Source organism: Streptomyces sp. NPDC102274, assembly GCF_044766385.1.
GTDB lineage: Bacteria > Actinomycetota > Actinomycetes > Streptomycetales > Streptomycetaceae > Streptomyces.
The window spans coordinates 304022-323415 of the sequence record NZ_JBIWLW010000002.1; the positions used below are offsets into that span (position 1 = coordinate 304022).

The window sequence follows — 19394 nt, forward strand, 5'->3', positions numbered from 1 at the left end:
TCACGTGTCGGATGTGAGCAGGACCTTGAAGGGGCGGTGACGGGCTTCGTTGTCCAGGGCCGCCAGTCCCTGCGGCAGTTCGCCGAGGGGGAATCGATCTCGGGTCATCAGGGCGGCCCAGCCGCCGCCCTTGGCGATCACGTCGATGGCGTCTCGAAAGTCGTCGTGGCCGTCCGCGCGGCAGTACGAGAAGGAGCCGCGCAGGGTGATCGAGCGACGGAAGACATCCCGCAGGGGGACCGAGAGAACGACGCGGGGCGCGTAGGCGTTCTGGACGAGAACCGTTCCCCCGTCACGAACAGCCTTCAGCGCCTGGCGTATGGGGGCGTCGCTGTGACCAGACGCGGCGTCCACGACGGCGTCGCACGCCGGCAGCTCGGCAGAGTGGAGAGTGATGTGCCGGTCGAGGACGTAGCGCAGTTGATGCGACCGCGAGGGTTCCCTGACCAGCATGTGCACGTCCCACCCCGCCTCTGCCGCGCAGATGGCCGTGCACACCGCAAGGACGCCGCCCCCGATGATGCCGAGCCGCCCCATAGGCACACGTAGCCCGCAGCGGACTCCGTGCAGGGCCACCGCCATCGGATCGGCGAGGACTCCGTGCGCGGGATCGTGCAGGTGGCGAAGCGGGACGATGCTGCCGCGGGGCGCCCGCACGCAGCAGGCGAGACCTCCGGGAAGATCCCACCCGATGCGCTGGAGTCGTGGGCAGAGGTGGACATGGCCACGGTCGCAGTAGTGGCACGAGCGGCAGGAGACCAGCGGGTCGATTGCGACCCAGTCACCCGTCTCCGTGTCGACACCGACGATCTCGTGCCCGGGGTACCACGGTACCGGCAATCGCCCTTGCCACGGGTGATTGAGCTTCGCGACGTCGCTTCCGCACAATCCCGTGAAGCGCGTCTCGACGAGCGTCGTGTCACGTGCCGGGGACATGGCGACCGGAGCGGGGAGTCGGCAGAGGACTCCGTTCTCAACTGCCCACGCGTACGGGCCGGTCACCGCTGCCCCCATCTGTCCAGCAAGGTGGGGAGAGCTTCCACGTCGGGTATCGCCCTGCCGGACCAAGCGGTCTCGCCGAACGCGAGGCCACTCGGCCCGCCCCGACGCTCCACGCGCACGGCACGCATGCCGGCCCGCTCTGCGCCGGCAAGCTCGTCACCGCCGCCATCGCCGCAGTAGAGGGCCTGCTGCGGGGCAACACCGAGGTCTCGAAGGACCGCGCGGAAGAGTAGACCGTCGGGCTTCACCGCACCCGCCCGGCAGCTGAACACGACAGCCTCGAAGTGTGGCGCGAGGTCGCCTGCGCTCCACGCTTCGGCGATGTCCGGAGACGCGTCGCTGAGGACGGCCAGCCTGGCGCCACCGCGCCGTAGCTGCTCCAGCGCCCGCAGGAGAGAGGCATCGGCCTGCAGACGGACATGGGCGAGCCGGGCCAGGAGCACTTCCAGCTCATCCACACAGGCAGCAGAGGCGTCGCAGCGAGCGACGAGGTGAACCGCCACCTCGGTGGTGGACGCCATCTGCCCGTCGTGCCTCGCCTGCCAACTGTCGGACAGCACCGACTCGGCGACCGCCGGGGATACGCGCAGGATCGCAGCGAACTGGGCAGCGGCAGCCCTCCGCTCGACCACACTCGGGGCTGCGACGAGCGTGCCGAATAGATCGAGTATCACTGCGGTCGGGTGTGGAGCCGGAGCAGCAGAACTCCGCTGCGGTGAAGGGCCAAGCAGTACGTCGCCCACTGGATGTGTGGCGGGCGCGGACAGGCTCGTCGACATGGAGGTGCACGTCGGCGGATAGCACATGGTGAGGCTCCATCGGTAGATCGGTGATCTCGTGCAGAACCGAACTTTCCGGCTGGCTGGCCTGCGGCCAGATGACGCCTTCTCGGGCGTCCGACAGACGAGGAAGGAGGACTTGACTGCCACCAGGTCGAGGCCGCGCTGGGTCGCCAGGGCCCGGTGAAGTCGTCGGCGCGCTCACAGCCGCAGCCCTGACAGCAAGCCGGCGACCGACGCCGTGACGTCCTTCACGAACGGGCCGACGGTGTGGGTCCCGGCGAGATACAGGCCGAAAACCGAGCACACAACGGCGTGACCCGCCTTGAGCCCACCTCCGCGGCACAAGAAGACGATCACGATGCCGAGGAGCAGCAGGACAGCAACATCGACAGCCACCGCGGAGCCCCCTTCGATCTCGGACGAATAGTGGAGACCGAGGCGGGTACTGGGACGACCGCGTCGGTGTGACCATGACAGCGGCTCGGAGCTGTGCGGAGTATCACAAGCCGTTCCTGAAGCTGCTCATCAGCAGCTCATGGCCGGGCGACCTGACTTTTCAACATCCGCTTACACACGGGTTCATGACAGGCAGACTTAGGCTCCGGATCATGACCAGGGATGGGCAGGCGGTAGGCGCGGTGGGTAAGAGTCGCCCGGGGTGGCGCCCGGACAGGTTGAGACAACAACGCGAAGCTCACGGCCTGACGCTCGAAGGCGCGGGTGAGCAGCTGCGCGAGGTGGCCCGGGCTGCTGGGCTCACGGTGCCGGCGGCCAACTTTCAGACGCTGTGGCAGCACGAGCAGGGAGAGGTCTATCCCGGACCGCACTACCGTCGCGCGTACTGCCTTCTGTACCGCGCGACCGAGCCCGAGCTCGGCTTCCGTAACGCTCTGCCCGACGAGGCCACGAAGCTCAAGTTCACCGCGTCGAGCGAACCGCAGAACGGCGCCCACGTCCTGGCCGTGGAACGGGCGTTGCACCAGCTGGCGCCGAGCGCGGAGGACGCCGACGGCCTGGGCGTCCAGCAGCGAATCCTCGACGCCTGGAAGCGGCGCCACACCGGCGGTGATCCGAACCGGCCGACGCTGATGATGGTCGGCGGCTACGCGGGCAGCGGGAAGTCGGAGTTCGCCCGCTTCGTATCGCAACTCACTGGATGGCCCGTCCTCGACAAGGACCCGATCACGCGCCCGCTCGTCGAGCGCCTCCTTGTTGAAATGGGCAGCGAGCCCAACGATCGGCACACCGACCTCTACCGGGAGAAGGTCCGCCCGCTGGAGTACCAGTGTCTGCTGGAGACCGCGTACGCGAACGTCGACTGCGCGATCAGCACCGTCCTCTCCGCGCCCTTCATCGCCGAGACCACCGACCCTCGGTGGATGCGGCGCCTGATCAACCGCTGCGAAGCCCGTGGCGTCACCGTCGCAGTCGTCTGGATTCAGTGCGACCTCGACACGATGCACGAGTACATCAGCTTCCGGTCCGCCGCCCGGGACAGCTGGAAACTCCAGAACTGGGACACGTACGCTGCCGGGATCGATCTTGAGCTGCGGCCCGTCGTACCGCACTTGGTCGTCGACAACCGGCTCGGCTCCGCGATATCGCTCACGGACCAGGTACGCCAGGTCTTCGGGACGGTGTTTCAGTGAGGCAGGGCATCCTGCTGTACGGGCCGCCGGCCGCGGGCAAAGACACGATCACGGCGGCGCTCACCGAACTCGACGCGGGGTACGTGCCGTTCACCCGGCTGAAGATCGGGACCGGGAAGACCAAGGGGTACCGGATGGGTACGCCAGAACAGCTGACCGCCCTGGAGGCACGCGGCGATGTCATTTACCGCAACGACCGGTACGGCAACATCTACGTCGTCGACCGCCCCGGCGTCGACCAGGCCATGAAGGGCAGCAGGACCCCAGTCGTCCACCTCGGCCAGATGGCGGGGATGGATCAGGTGACCGTCCTCTACCCGGCCCGCTGGGTGCGCGTTCAGCTGTGGTGCTCCAAGGAGACCACCGCTCGACGCTCACCACAGCGCGGTGACACCGACACGGCGGCCCGGCTGGCCGCGTGGGACGCCACTGAGGCCGATCTTGCGGCTCACCCGCGAGCCCAGTGGGAACTGCGCGTGGAGACGGACGCGACGGCACCCCATGAAACCGCACAGAGGATCGACGACATCGTCCGTACCACGCCACCTCGCTCCTGACGGCCAGGACGCCAGCGCCCCAGCGGATGCGACCTGCTTAACTCGGGTTGTCCAGGTCCCGCTCAAGGCGCAGAGCTTCCAGGGCCTCAGCGATATCCAGCCGCTCGTCTCTGTTCCCCTCCCACCGGGCAAGCGTCGCGGCAGCCGCGTGCATAAGAAAGTCCGGCAACCCGGCGTCGGCGAGAAGGGCCGCCGCGTCCTCAAGCTCTGGGCCCCAACGCCAGGCGCGGGCGGCGGTCTTGGGGATGTAGTCGGTCTCCACGAGGTAGCTGCGGGTGCGCTTGGCCGCGATCACCAGCAGCTCGTCCGCGACCCCGTACGTGTCCGCCGCCCCGTAGGCCACGGCAGCCAGCACTCGGGAGACCTTCTGGTAGCTGGAGTACGCGAGCTTGAGTGCGGAGGCTTTGCCGATGCTGTCGCCCAGGACGTGGGTCCGCACATCGGTGCCGGCGAAAAGTTCGGCGATCCGGTCGGCCTGCTCGACGGCGCCGGAAAGGTAGAGCGTCGGGGACTTGCCGCCCGCCGGAGGCGATCCGACCACCGCTGCATCGATGACCGGCATCGGGGCCAGGCGGTCGGCGATATTCACCACGCGCGACGGCGAGACGGCGTTCGCATCGACATAGATCGTGCCCGCTTCGGACATGCCGAGCTCGGCTACTTGGCCGGCGGTCTCCTCCGCTGCGGCGGGAGGGCACAGGGAGAGCAGCACATCGGAGCGGGAGACAAGCTCGGGCAGCGCTGCGGCTTCGAGGCCCGCGCGCTCGGCCCGGCGGCGGGTTGTGTCGCTGCGTCCGTCGGGGCACCACAGCACGATGTGGCCGCTTGCGCGCAGCTGGGCTCCGAAGGCGGCTCCCATGCTGCCGGGGTGCAACAACCCAACGGTGTGCGTCATGCCGTTGTCCTTATGTGGTCGGCGGAGTGCCAAAGCAGCACGTCGATGGCGGCGCGTGCATGCGGCACCATGTGGTCCGGCCCGGGATCGTCAGGAGGCCAGGAGCGGCCGTTGCCGATCCAGATGGTGTGCAGCCCTGCGGAGCGTCCGCCGCCGATGTCGTTGACCGGGTTGTCCCCGACCATCCAGCTACCGTCGCCCAGCACGGTGCCGCAGCGGGCCGCCGCCAGGGCGAAGTGCCGGGTCTGTGGTTTGCGCGCGTCGGCCTCCTCGGAGACGAAGACGCCGTCCACGCGCTCGGAGATACCGGTGGCCCGCAGCTTGGCGTGCTGGATATCCGCCGCACCGTTGGTCGCCACCCCCACTCGCCAGCCGGCCGCGCGTAGCTCGTCAAGGCCGTCGAGGACCGTGGCTCGGCACGACACCAAGGCCGCGATGTCGGTGCAGTACGCGCGCCACAGCTCTGCAGTCGACATGGCCAGCCGGTACCGGCCGCGGATCACGTCAAAGGTGGACGGATAGGCCCGCTCGGCCACCATGTCTAGGACGTTCGCCTGATCTTCGTCCTCCAGGCCGTGCTGGGCGGCGAACTCTGCGGCCCACCCGGCGAGCGTTCCCCGCCGGTCCACGAGGGTGTTGTCGAGGTCGAAGAGAACCAGAGGCAGCTGCACATGCCGCACCATAAGGCGCGAGGGTCAAGCTCTGCACCTGAGCCTTCGACCGCACCCGTATGGCGATCACAACGCTCAGCCGGCGTCGGACGAAGATCCGACCGGTTTCGCCGATGTTGGCGGAACTGGCAGTCGCGGAGATCGGCACCCGAGCGATGCACCACGCGGTACACCACCCACGCTGCACAGCATCGTCGCCAACCAGGAGTGGAGGGTCTATACCCCTCTTGCCCGGTACTGGACCGGTCAAGACGCTGAGTGGTGCGGTTTGGTCTGGCTAAACCCTGCTAAACCGGGCGTGGGTCGCTGCAGGGACCGGTAGAATCCGCGTGCCCGATGCGCTCGCGCTGACAGACGACTGGAGCTTCCACCGTGACTGAACCGTGGCTGTCCGCGGATGACATCGCCGCCCATCTCGGCGTCACGAAAGACACGATCTACGGGTGGATTGCCGAGAAGGGTATGCCGGCCCACAAGCTCGGCCGCCTGTGGAAGTTTCAGACCAGCGAAGTCGATGAGTGGGTGCGCAGCGGTGGTGCCGCTTCATCGAGCGGTACCTAGGACTGGGTTGACCTGGCGGTCCGCCCACTGACGCAAGGGGTGTGTCGGTGGGGCGCCGTATCCTGAAAGACTTGCCTGGTTCCCGAAAGGAGGAGGTGCCCCCCGTGGCGGAAGAGAATGCCTATGCATCGCGCTATGCGCTCTCCTTCACCAGCGGCGCTCTCCTCATGCGCGAGGCACTCATCGTCGCGCCGTTGTACCTGTGCGAGCATGACTGGGCGAAGACACGTGTGGTGATCGAGCAGGGCAACCTGTTGCAAGCTCGTACGGTCGCGTCGGGGCAGCGCTTCGCCCGTGAAGTCACTCAGAGGCTCGCCGTGCTCACCGGCGGCGAGATCGAGCTACTCGTCGACGCCACGGCCGCCGAGCGCGGACACCTGCTGTGGGCGGCTGCCTGCCGTCGCTATGACCTGATCGGCGAGTTCGCTGAAGAGGTGGTGCGCGAGCGATTTCTACTGTTGACACCCACGCTCACGTACGAGGACTTCGACAGATTCGTGCGCGGTAAGGCTCTGTGGCACACCGAGCTAGCTGAAGTCAAGGACTCGACGCTGCGCAAGCTGCGCTCGAACGTATTCCGGATGCTTGACGAGGCCGGTCTGTTCGCCGACCGCGGGCGCCTGTCTCGGGCCGTGCTCTCGCGGCGGGTCGCCAGCGCCTTGTCTAAAGGTTCCCCGAGCGATCTGCGGTTCTTCCCGACCAACGTTGACGCTACAGGAAGGCCCGAGCGGTGACGCCGACCGAGTTGTCCAAGCAGGAAGAGCATCTGTTTGAGGTGCTCAGCGGCAAGCGGTTCCTTCAGATGGAGGGCCTGAGTAATGAGGTGCCGTTCTTCATCTACCACTACGCACCCGAGGATGCTCTCGCCATCGCGGGGTCCAAGAAGCGCATCAAGAATCGACTGGCCAATGAGGGGATCGACGTCCGTGAGATCAATCTCTACGACCTGTCGGTGGGGATGCTCAAAGAGCGCGGGGTCTGGGACCGCCTGCTCGCCCTCGAGCCCGAGCAAGACAAGGCCGACTTCCGCGAGTTGCTCCAGGGAATGCTCGACCCCCAGCTTCACCTGGCACCCGCGATCCGCGCCAAGCTCGCCGAGGGCGACTTCGATGTCCTCTTCCTCACCGGCATCGGTGAGGTGTTCCCGTACATCCGGTCACACAACGTGCTGAACAACTTGCAGAGTGTCGTGACGGGCAAGCCGATGCTCATGTTCTTCCCTGGCCGCTACGAGCAGTCCGACACGTTGGGGTCCTCGCTCGTGCTGTTCGGGCGACTGAAAGACGACCAGTACTACCGAGCCAAGGACATCTTGGAACAGGGGGCTTGACTCGATGAAGCTGAACGAGATCTTCGCCAAGGACGTCCAGCGTCCGATCGAGGGCGTCATCAAGGCTGACGACACCGCGCACCTGGGCACCGAGGTTGATGAGTACGTCCTGACCAATGAGGCGGCCAAGGGCCTCGAACTCCTGCTTGAGGCGTACACGAACTACACCAACGCGAACGGCGTGTGGATCTCGGGCTTCTTCGGCTCTGGTAAATCCCACTTGCTCAAGATGCTCGCCCACCTGCTCGGTGACGTGGACGGGCAGGACTTCCCGCGCGAGCGCGTCTCCGAGAGCTTCCGGTCCAAAGCGCAAGGCGCGTTTCTCCCGGCTCTGCTGACCAAGTCTGATCGCACCCCTGCCAAGAGCCTGCTGTTCAACATCGATCAGAAGGCCACGATCGTTGCGAAGGACCAGACCGACGCGCTACTGAAGGTGTTCGTCAAGGTTTTCGATGAGAGCCGCGGCTACTTCGGCAACCAGGGCCACGTGGCTCGATTCGAGCGGGACCTGGACAACCGTGGCCAGTACGAGCAGTTCAAGGCTGCGTACGCGCAGATCGCGGGCCGCGACTGGGTGCATGGCCGCGAGGAGGGTGTGCTCGAAGAGGCCAATGTGGCCAAGGCGTACGCCATGGTCACTGGTCAGACCGAGGGGGCGCCGACCAATATCCTGACGAAGTACCGCAACGAGTACTCGGTGTCGATTGAGGACTTTGCCGGTGAGGTCAAGGCGTGGGTCGACAAGCAGGAGGAAGGTTTCCGGCTGAACTTCTTCGTGGACGAGGTCGGCCAGTTCATCGGATCGAACACGCACCTGATGCTGAACCTCCAGACGATCGCCGAGTCCCTGAACACCAAGTGTCAAGGGCGGGCGTGGGTGTTCGTCACCTCCCAGGAGGACATGGACAAGGTCGTCGGCGACCGCACCAAGCAACAGGGCAATGACTTCTCCAAGATCCAGGCGCGATTCAGGACCCGAGTGAAGCTCACCAGCGCTGACGTCGAGGAAGTCATCCGCAAGCGACTGCTGGAGAAAAGCGAGGCGGGTCAGTCTGCGCTGGTGACGGTGTACGCCGAGCAGCACGCGAACTTCAAAACGCTGTTTGACTTCGTTGACGGCGCGAAGACCTACCGCAACTACACCGACGAGGCGCACTTTGTCGGCACCTACCCGTTCGTCAGCTACCAGTTCCCGCTCTTCCAGGCGGCGATAGAAGGCATCTCGGACCACAACGTGTTCGAGGGTCGCAACAGTTCGGTCGGCGAGCGTTCCATGCTTGGTGTCGTGCAGCAGGTCGCCAAGGACGTCGGTGATGTCGAGGTCGGCAGGCTCGCGACGTTCGACCACATGTTCGCGGGTATCCGCGCCTCTCTGAAGTCTGCAGCGCAGCGCTCGATCGACGTCGCCGAGCGCAACCTCGACAACCCGCTTGCAGTGCGCCTGCTCAAAGCGCTGTTCCTGGTCAAGTACGTCGAGGGCTTCCACGCGACCCTGCGCAACCTGACCGTGCTGGTCTACGACCGGTTCGGGCTTGACCTGCCCGTGCTGTCCAAGCAGGTACAGGAGGCCCTGACGCTGCTGGAGACGCAGACGTACGTGCAGCGTAACGGCAACGTCTACGAGTACTTGACCAACGAAGAACAGGTCATCGAGGAAGAGATCAAGAACGTCGACATCGACGCCTCGGAGGTCAGCGGTCGCCTGTCCAAGATCCTCTCGGGTGAAGTCATCCGCACCAGCAAGTTGCGGTATGCCAAGAACGGCCAGGACTTCGCGTTCGGCTACAAGCTCGACGACCAGGTGTACGGGCAGCAGCGCGAGCTGACGGTTCACTTCATCACCCCCGAGTACCCGTACGGCCCCGAAGAGATTCGGATGCACAGCGCCGGCAAGGACGAGCTGCGCGTCATCCTGGAACCCGACGAGCGTGCCTTGTCCGACCTGCGGCTGCTCATCAAGACCGAGAAGTACACCAAACGCAAGCAGACGACCTCGCTCTCAGCGATCCAGGACCAGATCCTGCGCTCCAAGGCGACACAGAACGGTGAGCGCGAGAAGGAGCTTGTCGCGCGCATCCGCCGGGCCGTCGGCAAGGCAGAGCTCGTCATCAGTGCCGCCGACGTGGCCTCCACATCTCAGGACGCCGTCACCCGTGTGACCGACGGGTTCCAAGACCTTGTCAGCCGTACCTACACCCAGCTCAAACTGCTCGGTGGGATCACCTACAGCGAGCAGCAGGTCGCCACGTTCGCCAACCCCGATCCGTCGGGCATGTTCGACGATCCGTCGCTGTCCCAGCTCGCCACCCCGGGCGAAGAGGTGCTCTCGTTCGTTCTGCAACGTGACCGGCTCGGTGAGCAGGTGACCGTCAAGACGATCGCGAGTGCGTTCCAGGCGAAGCCCTACGGCTGGGACCTCGCCTCGATCGAGGTCGTCATCGCGTGGCTTGTCGGCGCCTCGAAGCTCACGGCCATCGTCGACGGAAACGCCTTGAAGCGCACTGAGGTCGCGGTGGTGCTGCGCAACACGCAGAAGCACTCGCACGCGGTGGTCGCTCCGCAGAAGGTCTTCGACGGGCGCAAGGTCACGGCACTCCGTAAGTTCTGCACCGACTTCTTCGACGAGGCAGCGTCCGCGCCGAAGGACCCCCTGGAGCTGGCCCGGCACGGCAGCGACAAGCTGCGCGGCAAGCTCGACGAGCTGAAGGCGCGGGTGAACGGGTCGAAGTACCCGTTCGTGGAGCAGCTGGCCGCCCCGATCGCGCTGCTCGAAAAGGTCGTCGACAAGCCCGACGAGTGGTACCTAACCGAGTTCAGCCTTGGCGACGAGCTGCTCGATGCCAAGGAATCTGTGATCGACCCGATCCAGTCGTTCCTCAATGGAGGCCAGCGCGCCATCTACGACGAAGCCGCCATCTTGCTCACGGCGAGCTCGAACAACCTCGGCTACCTGCCCGCCGGCAGCGACGCCGAGGTGAAGCGGCTGCTCGAAGACCCCAATGCGTTCCGCGGCAATCGCATGACGCAGCTCAAGCAAGTCGCGGAGGCGCTCGGCAAGCAGGTCGACGAAGCGCTCGCGACCAACCGTGCCACGGTGATTGAGGCCATTGAGGCACGAAAGGCCGAGGTGCTTGGCAGCGCTTACTTCGAGAACGCCACCGAGGACGCGCAGCAGAGGGTCGTTCGCGCGGTCGCCCAAGTCGTCGACCGAGTCGGTAGGGAGAGGCAGATCGGGCTCATTCGCGAGCAGGGTAACAGCTTCGAGGAGGAGACCTACCCCGCGTTGCTTGATCAGCTCGTCTCTTCCGCCCGCCCCGAGGGCGGCACCGACGATCCCGCACTCGCGCCGGCCAAGCAGATGGTCTCGGTCAAGACCATCACTGTGCCGGGTGCCCACGGCGTGCTGGAGACTGCCGAGGACGTCGACCGGTACCTCGACGCACTCCGTAGTGCCCTGCTGTCCACACTCAACGCCGGAAAGCGAATCACACTCTGATGGAAACCGCTTCGCTCAAGTCCTTCGCTGCCTGGGCACGCGCCGCACTCATCCGCGAGGTAGCGGCCCGCATCTCCATCGTGCTCGCTCCCGCCTCGCCCGAGCACGTCGAGCAACGCACCGCCGTCGCGGCACTGGAGAAGGCCGTCAATGCGGCTGGCGGCGGTGACAGAGGCCGCGCCGCCGTAGCGGACAAGGTTGCCTACACCTGGTTCAACCGCATCATCGCGCTGCGATTCATGGACGCCAATGGCTACACCGGCGTCAGCGTCGTCTCACCCGAACGAGGCCGCGAGGCCGGCCAGCCGGAGATCCTTGCCGAAGCCAAGCGCGGGAACATCGACAGCACGGTCGTCACCAACAAGCGCACCGTCGAGACCGTGACGACCTTGCTCAATGGCACGCGCCGCAGCGACGACCCGCAAGGCGAGGCATACTCGCTGCTGCTCGCGGAGTACTGCCGTCACTGGAACCGCTCCATGCCGTTCATGTTTGAGCGCGAGGGCGACTACACCGAGCTACTCATCCCCGCGAATCTGCTCGCAGACGACTCCGTGCTAGCCCGCGTTGTCACCGTACTCACCGAGGACGTCTGCCAAGACGTTGAGGTGATCGGCTGGCTGTACCAGTTCTACATCTCCGAGCGTAAGGACGAGGTCTTCGCCGGGTTCAAGCAGAACAAGAAGGCTGGCGCTGCCGAGATCCCGGCCGCTACCCAGCTCTTCACCCCACACTGGATCGTCCGCTACCTCGTTGAGAACTCCCTCGGACGGCTCTGGCTGCTCAATCGGCCTACCTCGCAGCTCGCCGACCAGATGGACTACTACATCGCCCCGGCCGACGAGGAAACCGACTACCTCAAGGTCTCCAGCCCCGAGGAGCTGAAGATCATCGACCCTGCGTGCGGCTCCGGCCACATGCTCACTTACGCGTTCGACCTGCTCTACGCCATCTACGAGGAAGAGGGCTACGCACCGTCCGATATTCCGGAGCTCATCCTTACCCGCAACCTCTACGGGACCGAGATCGACCCTCGCGCCGGCGCGCTGGCCGCCTTCGCGCTCACGATGAAGGGCCGCGCACGCCAACGCACTTTCTTCAACAGGCAGATCGAACCGAACATCTGCGTGCTCGAATCCATCTCGTTCACACCGGACGAACTGTACGCGCTCGTCACCGATGGCGGTGATCGCTCCGAGGAGGAGGCGTTCTGGAACCAGTTCGAGAACGCCGACGCCTTCGGGTCGCTCATCCGGCCCGACATCAGCCTGACGACGCGGCTCGGGCAGGTTCTTGAGCATCGGCCGGCTGGGGCCGATCTCATTCAGTTGAGCATGGTCGATCAGGCCCGGCGCGCTGTTGTGCAGGCCGAATTCCTCGCGCGTCAGTACGCGGTCGTCATCGCGAATCCTCCGTACATGGGCTCCGGGAACATGGGGCCCCTCCTGTCTGAATTCGCGCGCGACCAGTACACCTCCACCAAGGCCGACCTGTTCGCGATGTTCATGAAGCGTTGCCTCCAGCTGACGCGTGCCGGGGGCTGTACGGCCATGATCACCATGCAGTCGTGGATGTTCCTGGCCTCGTTCGAGAGGCTTCGGCAGAACATCCTCCACACGGCACCTCCGTCCTCCATGGCCCATCTTGGTGAGCGCGCCTTCGACACGATCGGCGGTGCGGTTGTTTCCACTGCCGCATTTGTCCTGCAGGTTGGAAGGTCGCCGAAGGCCGTAGGCTCTTACATGCGCCTCGTGGACGGCAGGAACGAGGCTGAAAAGTCGGCAGTCCTGCGGAAGATCGCCGCCGGAGGTGACGGTGGCGCGCGACCGGATCTCTTCTGGAGCTCCTGTGAAAGCTTCTCCCAGATCCCTGGCAGCCCCGTGGTCTACTGGCTGACGGATTCCGTCCGCGATGCGTTTACGCAGGGTCGTCCTCTCGGTGAGGTTGCCGAGTTGCGTGAGGGGCTCTCGAGTTCAGACGCGAATCGCTTCGTGCGACTGTGGTGGGAAGTGTCCATGCGCTCGTGCGAGCTTGCCGCAGACAGCCCTGCGGCTGCGCGAGCGAGCAAGGCCAAGTGGTTCCCTTTCAACAAGGGTGGCGATTTCCGCAGGTGGTATGGAAATCAAGAGCATCTGATCAACTGGAGGAACGGCGGAGAGGAGATTCTGGCCGAGCGGCCTAACTCGACCGTACGCAGTCCGCAGTTCTACTTCCGCTCCTGTGTCTCTTGGTCGAAGATCTCATCGGGATCTCCGGCGTTCCGCAGATATCAGGAGGGCTTCGTCCTCGGATCCGCGGCCAAGTCGATCTTTGTGGGATCGGGGCAGGCGCAGCCAGAGGATTTCCTGATGGGGATCTGCAACTCCTCGTTGATGCAGCTGCTGCTCGAAGCGAAGTCGCCGACGATGTCGTTCGTGGCCGAGGACGTCGGCAGCCTGCCCATCATCGGGGCATCGATGAACGCCGGCGGCGAGTCCACCATCGACCAGCTCGTAGAGAACTCCAAGGCGGACTGGGACGCATTCGAGACCTCTTGGAACTTCATGAAGTCTCCGATCGTCGATCGGTGCACCGACGGTAGGGTTTCGACGGCGCTCGATGCCTATCGTCGGCACTGCGACACGCTCTCGCGGCAGCAGCGCTCGCTCGAAGAGTCCAACAACCAGCTGGTTGCAAAGCTGTATGGCCTCGAAGACTCGGTGCGATGCGACGTCCCCCTGGATCGAGTGACTCTGACCCAGAACGTTGCGTTCAAATATTCAGGGAAGGCGGATGAGCAGCGCGAGGCGCTGTTCGAGCAGGACGCCGTGAAGGGCCTCATCTTCTACGCGGTGGGATGCATGTTCGGCCGCTACGGCCTCGACGTACCAGGTCTGGTCCTGGCTGAGCAAGGTGCGACCGTACAGGACTATCTCGCCAAAGTTCCTTCGCCGAGCTTCGAGTGCGAAACGGACAACGTCATTCCGATCGTTGACGGCGACTGGTTCGAAGGCGACATCGTGGCGCGGTTCCGGCAGTTCCTCCGGGCGTCGTTCGGTGATCAGCACTTCGAGGAGAACCTGCTCTTCGTCACCCAGTCGCTCGGTGTCAAGGACGTGCGCGACTACTTCGTGAAGTCGTTCTACAAAGACCACGTTCAGCGGTACAAGAAGCGGCCGATCTACTGGCTATTCTCCAGCTCCAAGGGATCGTTCAACGCCCTCATCTACATGCACCGCTACACGCCGTCGACCGCCTCGACTGTACTGAACGAGTACCTGCGCGAGTACAAGGCGAAGTTGGAGGCCAGCCGCCAGCACCACGAGCGTCTCTCCGTCGGGACGGGCACGCCGAGGGAGAAGGCTGCCGCGCAGAAGGAGCTCGACCGTCTGCGCAAGGTGTTGCTCGAACTCGACGAGTATGAGCACGACGTGCTCTATCCGCTGGCGACCCAGCAAGTGCAGATCGACCTTGATGACGGCGTGAAGGCGAACTACCCGAAGCTCGGTGCTGCTCTGAAGAAGATCCCCGGTCTTGAGGCAAGCAATGGCTGAGACATCCGCCGTCCTGTCCCACCTGGAGCGTCGCTTTGAGACGCACCGAGTGGTGTTCTGGCACGACCCCGAGGGCGAGTACGCCGCTGACCTCGACTCGCTCGGCTTGGAAGGCGTCGAGATCGTACGTGTCGCCAATGACGAGTACGCGGTCAAGTACAGGCTCCTGCAGAAGGATCCCGACTCGAAGTTCCTTGTCTACCGTTCGGGTGCCGTGCCGACGGGGATCGGCAACTGGATGCTCGACCTGGAGCTGGCCTACGGGGTGTTCACCGCGGACCGGGCCTCGCTGGTACAGCAGGAACTCGGGCTCGCTGCCGACGGTGTTGGCGAGGTTGCGCAAGACCACGAGAAGTTCTTCCAGGCAGCGAAGCGGGTGCGGGTCCTCAAGGGGCTGCTTCACGCGGATGATGACACGCAGGTGTTGCAGGCCAAGATGGTGGCTGTGCTGCTCGGGCAGCGTGAGCACAGTCTCCTGGAGATCACCCGCACCTTGCTGGCCGAGAACGCCGACGGTGCGGATGAAAAGTACGGCACCCTCGTCGAGTACGGCCTTGACGACTTCCACTGGCGGGGCGTCGCCTCGATCTACGGCTACACGTCGCAGAGTCCGAGCATCGACGACTTCGTGCTGTGGATGTTTCGGCAGGCCGCCGCCGGGTTCATGTCCGAACGGCCGGGCGGACTGCGGAACATCCAGCTCGACTTCGCCAGCCTGCGCTACGACGTCCGCAGCCAGCAGGCGATGACCACGCTCGCGACTCGTGTAGCTCGCGACCTGGACTACGCGAGCACGATTGAGGAGACAGGCTTCCGGGACCTGCTGGGCAACGACCTGTTCGAGGAAGTCGACCAGAAGATCATCAGTGATCTTGCGCGTGCCGTCGCCGAGCGCACCGTCGCAGCCCGTGAGGTCACCGAGGTCATCCGCAGTCGGCAGAACAGCTTCTGGATCGACGGGTACCGCAAGCTGTACTCCGCGATCGGTAGCGCCTCCGACCTGCTGAACGCGCTCAGCGTGCTCGACCTGTCGATGCAGTCGTTCGACGAGGGCCTGGACCGTTATCGGAACGACTGGTTCCGTGTCGATCAGCTCTACCGGCAGTTCGCCTATGCGGCCCGCACCGCCGAGCACGCCGGACCGCTGGAGGGACTGCGGGCGCAGGTGGAGTCGTTCTATGCGAACAAGTTCCTGTACACCCTGGGCGCCGCATGGCAGCAGCACGTCGATGGCGTCGACCGGTGGCGTTCCGCTGTGCTCCGGCCGCAGACCTCGTTCTTCGCCGACCACGTCAAGCCCATCACGCGGGATGGCCGGCGTAAGGCCGTCGTCATTATTTCCGACGCCCTGCGCTACGAGGTTGCCGACGAGCTCGGTTCGCGTATCCGCCAGGAAGACCGTTTCGACGCGACCCTTGATGCCGTTCTGGGCGTCCTGCCGAGCTATACCCAGCTCGGGATGGCCGCGCTCTTGCCGCACACCACGATCGGACATTCCGGCAAGGGTGATCGCGTCGCCGTGGACGGCCAGCAGTCAGCGGGGACTGACAATCGCAGCAAGATCCTCGCCGGTGTGCGGGGCACGGCGGTTCCTGCCGAAGACCTGCTCGGCATGACCCGCGACGAGATTCGTGAGCTGTACCGGCAGCACCAAGTGTTGTATGTCTACCACAACCGTATTGACGCGACCGGCGACAAGCAGGGCACCGAGCGGCAGGTTTTCGAGGCTGCCGAAAAGACGTTGGAGGAGCTCGTCGACCTGGTCAAGCGCCTCGCGAGCGCCGACGCCACCAACATCTTCGTGACCGCCGACCACGGCTTTCTCTTCCAGGACTCCGCGCTCGACGAGGCGGGTTACCTGTCCGTCGCACCGCAGGGCGACAACATCGCCGTGCAGGCGCGTCGCTATGTGCTGGGCACAGGGCTGAAACCTGACCCGGCGTTTAAGACGTACACCTCTGCGCAGCTCGGGCTCGACAGCGACTACGAGGTGCAGATTCCCAAGTCGATCCACCGGCTGAGGCTGAAAGGCTCCGGTGCGAGGTTCGTGCACGGCGGCGCGGCCCTCCAGGAGATCGTCGTGCCGGTGCTCGCCATCAACAAGAAGCGCAAGAGTGACACTCGGCTGGTCAACATCGAAATCCTGCCCGAGTCGGACAAGATCACCACCGGTCAGCTGGTTGTCAAACTCTTCCAGACCGAGCCGGTCAGCGAGAAGGTCCAGCCACGCGCCCTGCGAGCCGGCCTGTACGTCGGCGAGGCCCTCATCTCTAACCATGCCCCGCTGGTGTTCAACCAGGAATCGGCCGACCGGCGCGATCGGTATCAGAGTGCCGTCATGCTGCTCAGCCAAGATGCGAACGACTACAACAACCGGGCAGTCGAGTTCCGTCTGGAGGAACTGATCCCCAACACGAACCAGTGGCGCGTCTACGGCAAGGCGATGTACACGCTGAAGCGCTCATTCGCCTCGGACTTCGACTTCTAGGAAGGGTGCGGCTATGAGCGAAGTGAGTGAGGCCAGCCCGGAGGAACCGGTCGGCCCAGACGCGCCGACCGATGCAGCTCCCAGGCCGAGCGAGCTGGACCGCAAAATCAACCGGCTCTTCTCGGGCGCCGTCGTGCGCAAGGACTTGGTCAAGGCCGTCAAGGGCAACGCCATCGTGCCCTCCTACGTGTTGGAGTATCTGCTCGGGCAGTACGCGGCCTCCGACGACGAGGCCACCATCCAGGCAGGCATCGACACGGTACGTAAGATCCTTGCCGACCACTATGTGCACCGGAACCAGTCCGAGTTGGTGAAGTCCACGATCCGCGAGCGCGGGCGGCACCGGATCATCGATAAGGTCACGGCTACCCTCAACGAGAAGGACGACGTCTACCAGGCCGAGTTCGCCAACCTCGGCATCAAGGGTGTGCTTGTCGAGTCCGCCACGATCAAGGCGCACCCGAAGTTGCTCGTCGGAGGAGTCTGGTGCATCTGCGACATCGAGTACTTCCACAGTGCCGACCCGCGGGTCGTGCCGTGGATCCTGGGGTCGATCAAGCCTATCCAGTTGTCGAACTTCGACATCGAGGGGTACCTGGCGGCTCGGCGCGAGTTCACCACCGACGAGTGGATCGACCTGCTTGTGCAGTCCATCGGGTTCAATCCCGAGTTGCTCGGGAGCAGGGCCAAGCTCATCCAGCTCGTGCGGCTCGTCCCGTTTGTGGAGCGCAACTACAACCTCGTCGAGCTTGGTCCCAAGGGCACTGGTAAGTCACATATCTTCTCGGAATTTTCGCCCCACGGCATGCTCATCTCCGGTGGCGAGGTCACAGTGCCGAAGCTGTTCGTCAACAACGCCAACGGACGCATCGGCTTGGTCGGCTACTGGGACGTCGTCGCGTTCGATGAGTTCGCCGGCAAGAAGAAGCGCACCGACCGGGCGCTCGTCGACATCATGAAGAACTACATGGCCAACAAGTCGTTCTCCCGCGGTGTCGAGACCCTCGGAGCTGAGGCGTCGATGGTGTTCGTCGGCAACACCTCCCACACCGTCCCGTACATGCTCAAGCACTCCGACCTGTTCGACGAACTGCCCGAGAGTTACCACGACTCCGCCTACCTCGACCGGCTGCACTGCTACATCCCTGGGTGGGAGGTCGACATCATCCGCGGAGAGATGTTCTCGGATGGCTACGGGTTCGTCGTCGACTACATTGCCGAAGTGCTCAAGTCGATGCGCTCCCAGGACTACTCGGACCGCTACCAGCAGCACTTCTCGCTCTCGTCGGACATCTCGACGCGTGACCGCGACGGGATCCACAAGACGTTCTCCGGGCTGATGAAGATCCTCTACCCGCACGGGGAAGCTGCGCCCGAGGAGATCGAGGAGATCCTGCGGTTCGCGATCGAGGGGCGCAAGCGCGTCAAGGACCAGATCCTGCGGATCGATTCGACGATGGCCGACGTCAAGTTCGGATACCTGGACAGGAACGGCTCCTGGCACCCGGTCTCGACGTTGGAGGAGGACGAATACCCGGCGTACTACCGCTGCGAGAGCTCCGATGCCGCGGAACCCAGGGCGGACGTTGTGAGGTCCACCCGGCACGACGGGACCACGAACGAGCGTGTGCAGGTATCTGAGGCTCCACTGTTCGAAGGGCATCGTGAGTTCCAGGAGAACCAGCGCGGTATCTCGTTCGGCACGCTGCTCGGCCCGTACCTGCGCGGAGCCGGGCAGATCACCATCGTCGACCCCTACATTCGTCAGTTCCACCAGGCACGCAACCTCATGGAACTCATCGAGGAGATCGCCTCCGCCAAGGACGCCGCCGACGAAGTCAACATCAAGCTCGTAACCTCAGAGAACGATGGGGGCGAGGACAAGGTCCGTAAGCAGCTTGAGTTCCTCCTCAAGGTCAAGCAGGGCGCAGCAGCTGGCGGCATCAATTTCGATGTCTCGTTCGACGACACGATCCATGACCGCTCGATCGTCACCGACACTGGCTGGAAGATCTTGCTCGGCCGCGGTCTCGACATCTTCCAGTTCGTCACCGGTGACGCGTTCGACCTTGCGACCAGGCGTCAGGAGTACCGCCAGGTCAAAGCGTTCAGCGTGACCTACATCCGTGCGGGCCAGTGATTGAGGTGAAGCCACTCGTCCGAAGGCATGGCGGAGAGGGCAGGCGATGCCACGTCGACAACACCGAAGGCGCTCGGCAGCGGCTGTTACTCGGCTATGCGGGGGGCTTTCCCTTCGGCGGCACTACACGTGCACTCGCGGGTGCCCGCGGGCGGAGCGCCGACGGGGGGTGGGCGCGGTGTCGCCCGCTGCTCGATCGCCGATCGGATGGCGCGTGGGGCTCGCGGGACGCGCTTGACGACGGCCTCGGCGGAGTCGACACGACGCCGCATCGAGGAGATGCAGTGGCG

Annotated in this window: 14 protein-coding genes; 9 read left to right on the forward strand and 5 right to left on the reverse strand. The window is 64.6% G+C overall.

What is annotated here, in order from left to right:
• From ACIRQP_RS03810 to ACIRQP_RS03820, 3 genes are all read right to left on the reverse strand, one after another.
• Positions 1–1014 (reverse strand): alcohol dehydrogenase catalytic domain-containing protein, encoded by a 1014-nt coding sequence (locus ACIRQP_RS03810; RefSeq protein ID WP_403882875.1) that lies wholly within the window; start codon positions 1012–1014, stop codon positions 1–3.
• On the reverse strand, positions 999–1676 hold the full coding sequence (locus ACIRQP_RS03815) for an HAD family hydrolase (RefSeq protein ID WP_403882878.1): 678 nt from the start codon (positions 1674–1676) through the stop codon (positions 999–1001). The genes ACIRQP_RS03810 and ACIRQP_RS03815 overlap by 16 nt, the downstream gene beginning before the upstream one ends.
• 306 nt (positions 1677–1982) lie before the next feature.
• Entirely contained in the window at positions 1983–2180 is a 198-nt protein-coding gene (locus tag ACIRQP_RS03820) for a hypothetical protein (protein WP_109916195.1), read from the reverse strand.
• 212 nt (positions 2181–2392) lie between these two features.
• On the opposite strand from ACIRQP_RS03820, the gene ACIRQP_RS03825 reads away from it, so the two are divergent.
• Together ACIRQP_RS03825 and ACIRQP_RS03830 are read left to right on the forward strand one after the other, a co-directional pair.
• Complete coding sequence (locus ACIRQP_RS03825) at positions 2393–3433, forward strand: AAA family ATPase (RefSeq protein WP_403882882.1); 1041 nt, start codon at positions 2393–2395, stop codon at positions 3431–3433.
• On the forward strand, positions 3430–3990 hold the full coding sequence (locus ACIRQP_RS03830) for a guanylate kinase (protein WP_403882885.1): 561 nt from the start codon (positions 3430–3432) through the stop codon (positions 3988–3990). The genes ACIRQP_RS03825 and ACIRQP_RS03830 overlap by 4 nt, the downstream gene beginning before the upstream one ends.
• Before the next feature lie 37 nt (positions 3991–4027).
• Here the strand turns inward: ACIRQP_RS03830 and ACIRQP_RS03835 are convergent, their stop codons facing one another.
• Both ACIRQP_RS03835 and ACIRQP_RS03840 read right to left on the reverse strand, forming a co-directional pair.
• A complete protein-coding gene (locus ACIRQP_RS03835; RefSeq protein WP_403882888.1) occupies positions 4028–4885 on the reverse strand; it encodes a DUF1932 domain-containing protein in 858 nt (285 codons plus the stop codon).
• The gene (locus ACIRQP_RS03840) at positions 4882–5556 is read right to left on the reverse strand and encodes an HAD family hydrolase (protein ID WP_403882891.1); all 675 of its coding nucleotides are present in this window, start codon (positions 5554–5556) and stop codon (positions 4882–4884) included. Before ACIRQP_RS03840 ends, ACIRQP_RS03835 begins: the two co-directional genes overlap by 4 nt.
• A gap of 372 nt (positions 5557–5928) precedes the next feature.
• Between ACIRQP_RS03840 and ACIRQP_RS03845 the strand changes: the two genes are divergently transcribed.
• The 7 genes from ACIRQP_RS03845 to brxL all read left to right on the forward strand — a co-directional run bounded on the left by ACIRQP_RS03845 (position 5929) and on the right by brxL (position 19104).
• Positions 5929–6117, forward strand: coding sequence for a helix-turn-helix domain-containing protein (locus tag ACIRQP_RS03845; protein WP_403882894.1), 189 nt, complete (start codon positions 5929–5931; stop codon positions 6115–6117).
• Between the two features lie 104 nt (positions 6118–6221).
• Positions 6222–6851: a DUF1819 family protein gene (locus ACIRQP_RS03850; protein ID WP_403882897.1), complete on the forward strand. Its 630-nt coding sequence runs from the start codon at positions 6222–6224 to the stop codon at positions 6849–6851.
• On the forward strand, positions 6848–7447 hold the full coding sequence (locus ACIRQP_RS03855; protein ID WP_403882900.1) for a DUF1788 domain-containing protein: 600 nt from the start codon (positions 6848–6850) through the stop codon (positions 7445–7447). The genes ACIRQP_RS03850 and ACIRQP_RS03855 overlap by 4 nt, the downstream gene beginning before the upstream one ends.
• Positions 7448–7451: 4 nt before the next feature.
• The gene (gene brxC, locus ACIRQP_RS03860) at positions 7452–10943 is read left to right on the forward strand and encodes a BREX system P-loop protein BrxC (RefSeq protein WP_403882902.1); all 3492 of its coding nucleotides are present in this window, start codon (positions 7452–7454) and stop codon (positions 10941–10943) included.
• Positions 10943–14476, forward strand: coding sequence for a BREX-1 system adenine-specific DNA-methyltransferase PglX (pglX, locus tag ACIRQP_RS03865; protein ID WP_403882905.1), 3534 nt, complete (start codon positions 10943–10945; stop codon positions 14474–14476). Before brxC ends, pglX begins: the two co-directional genes overlap by 1 nt.
• The gene (pglZ, locus tag ACIRQP_RS03870; protein WP_403882908.1) at positions 14469–16964 is read left to right on the forward strand and encodes a BREX-1 system phosphatase PglZ type A; all 2496 of its coding nucleotides are present in this window, start codon (positions 14469–14471) and stop codon (positions 16962–16964) included. The genes pglX and pglZ overlap by 8 nt, the downstream gene beginning before the upstream one ends.
• A gap of 13 nt (positions 16965–16977) precedes the next feature.
• Entirely contained in the window at positions 16978–19104 is a 2127-nt protein-coding gene (gene brxL, locus ACIRQP_RS03875) for a BREX system Lon protease-like protein BrxL (RefSeq protein WP_403882910.1), read from the forward strand.
• The last annotated feature ends 290 nt before the right edge of the window (positions 19105–19394 follow it).

Coding starts and splice junctions, on each gene's coding strand:
- ACIRQP_RS03825 (WP_403882882.1), top strand. CDS start 2,393: ATGACCAGGGATGGGCAGGCGGTAGGCGCGGTGGGTAAGAGTCGCCCG.
- brxC (WP_403882902.1), top strand. CDS start 7,452: ATGAAGCTGAACGAGATCTTCGCCAAGGACGTCCAGCGTCCGATCGAG.
- ACIRQP_RS03835 (WP_403882888.1), bottom strand. CDS start 4,885: ATGACGCACACCGTTGGGTTGTTGCACCCCGGCAGCATGGGAGCCGCC.
- pglZ (WP_403882908.1), top strand. CDS start 14,469: ATGGCTGAGACATCCGCCGTCCTGTCCCACCTGGAGCGTCGCTTTGAG.
- ACIRQP_RS03810 (WP_403882875.1), bottom strand. CDS start 1,014: ATGGGGGCAGCGGTGACCGGCCCGTACGCGTGGGCAGTTGAGAACGGA.
- pglX (WP_403882905.1), top strand. CDS start 10,943: ATGGAAACCGCTTCGCTCAAGTCCTTCGCTGCCTGGGCACGCGCCGCA.
- brxL (WP_403882910.1), top strand. CDS start 16,978: ATGAGCGAAGTGAGTGAGGCCAGCCCGGAGGAACCGGTCGGCCCAGAC.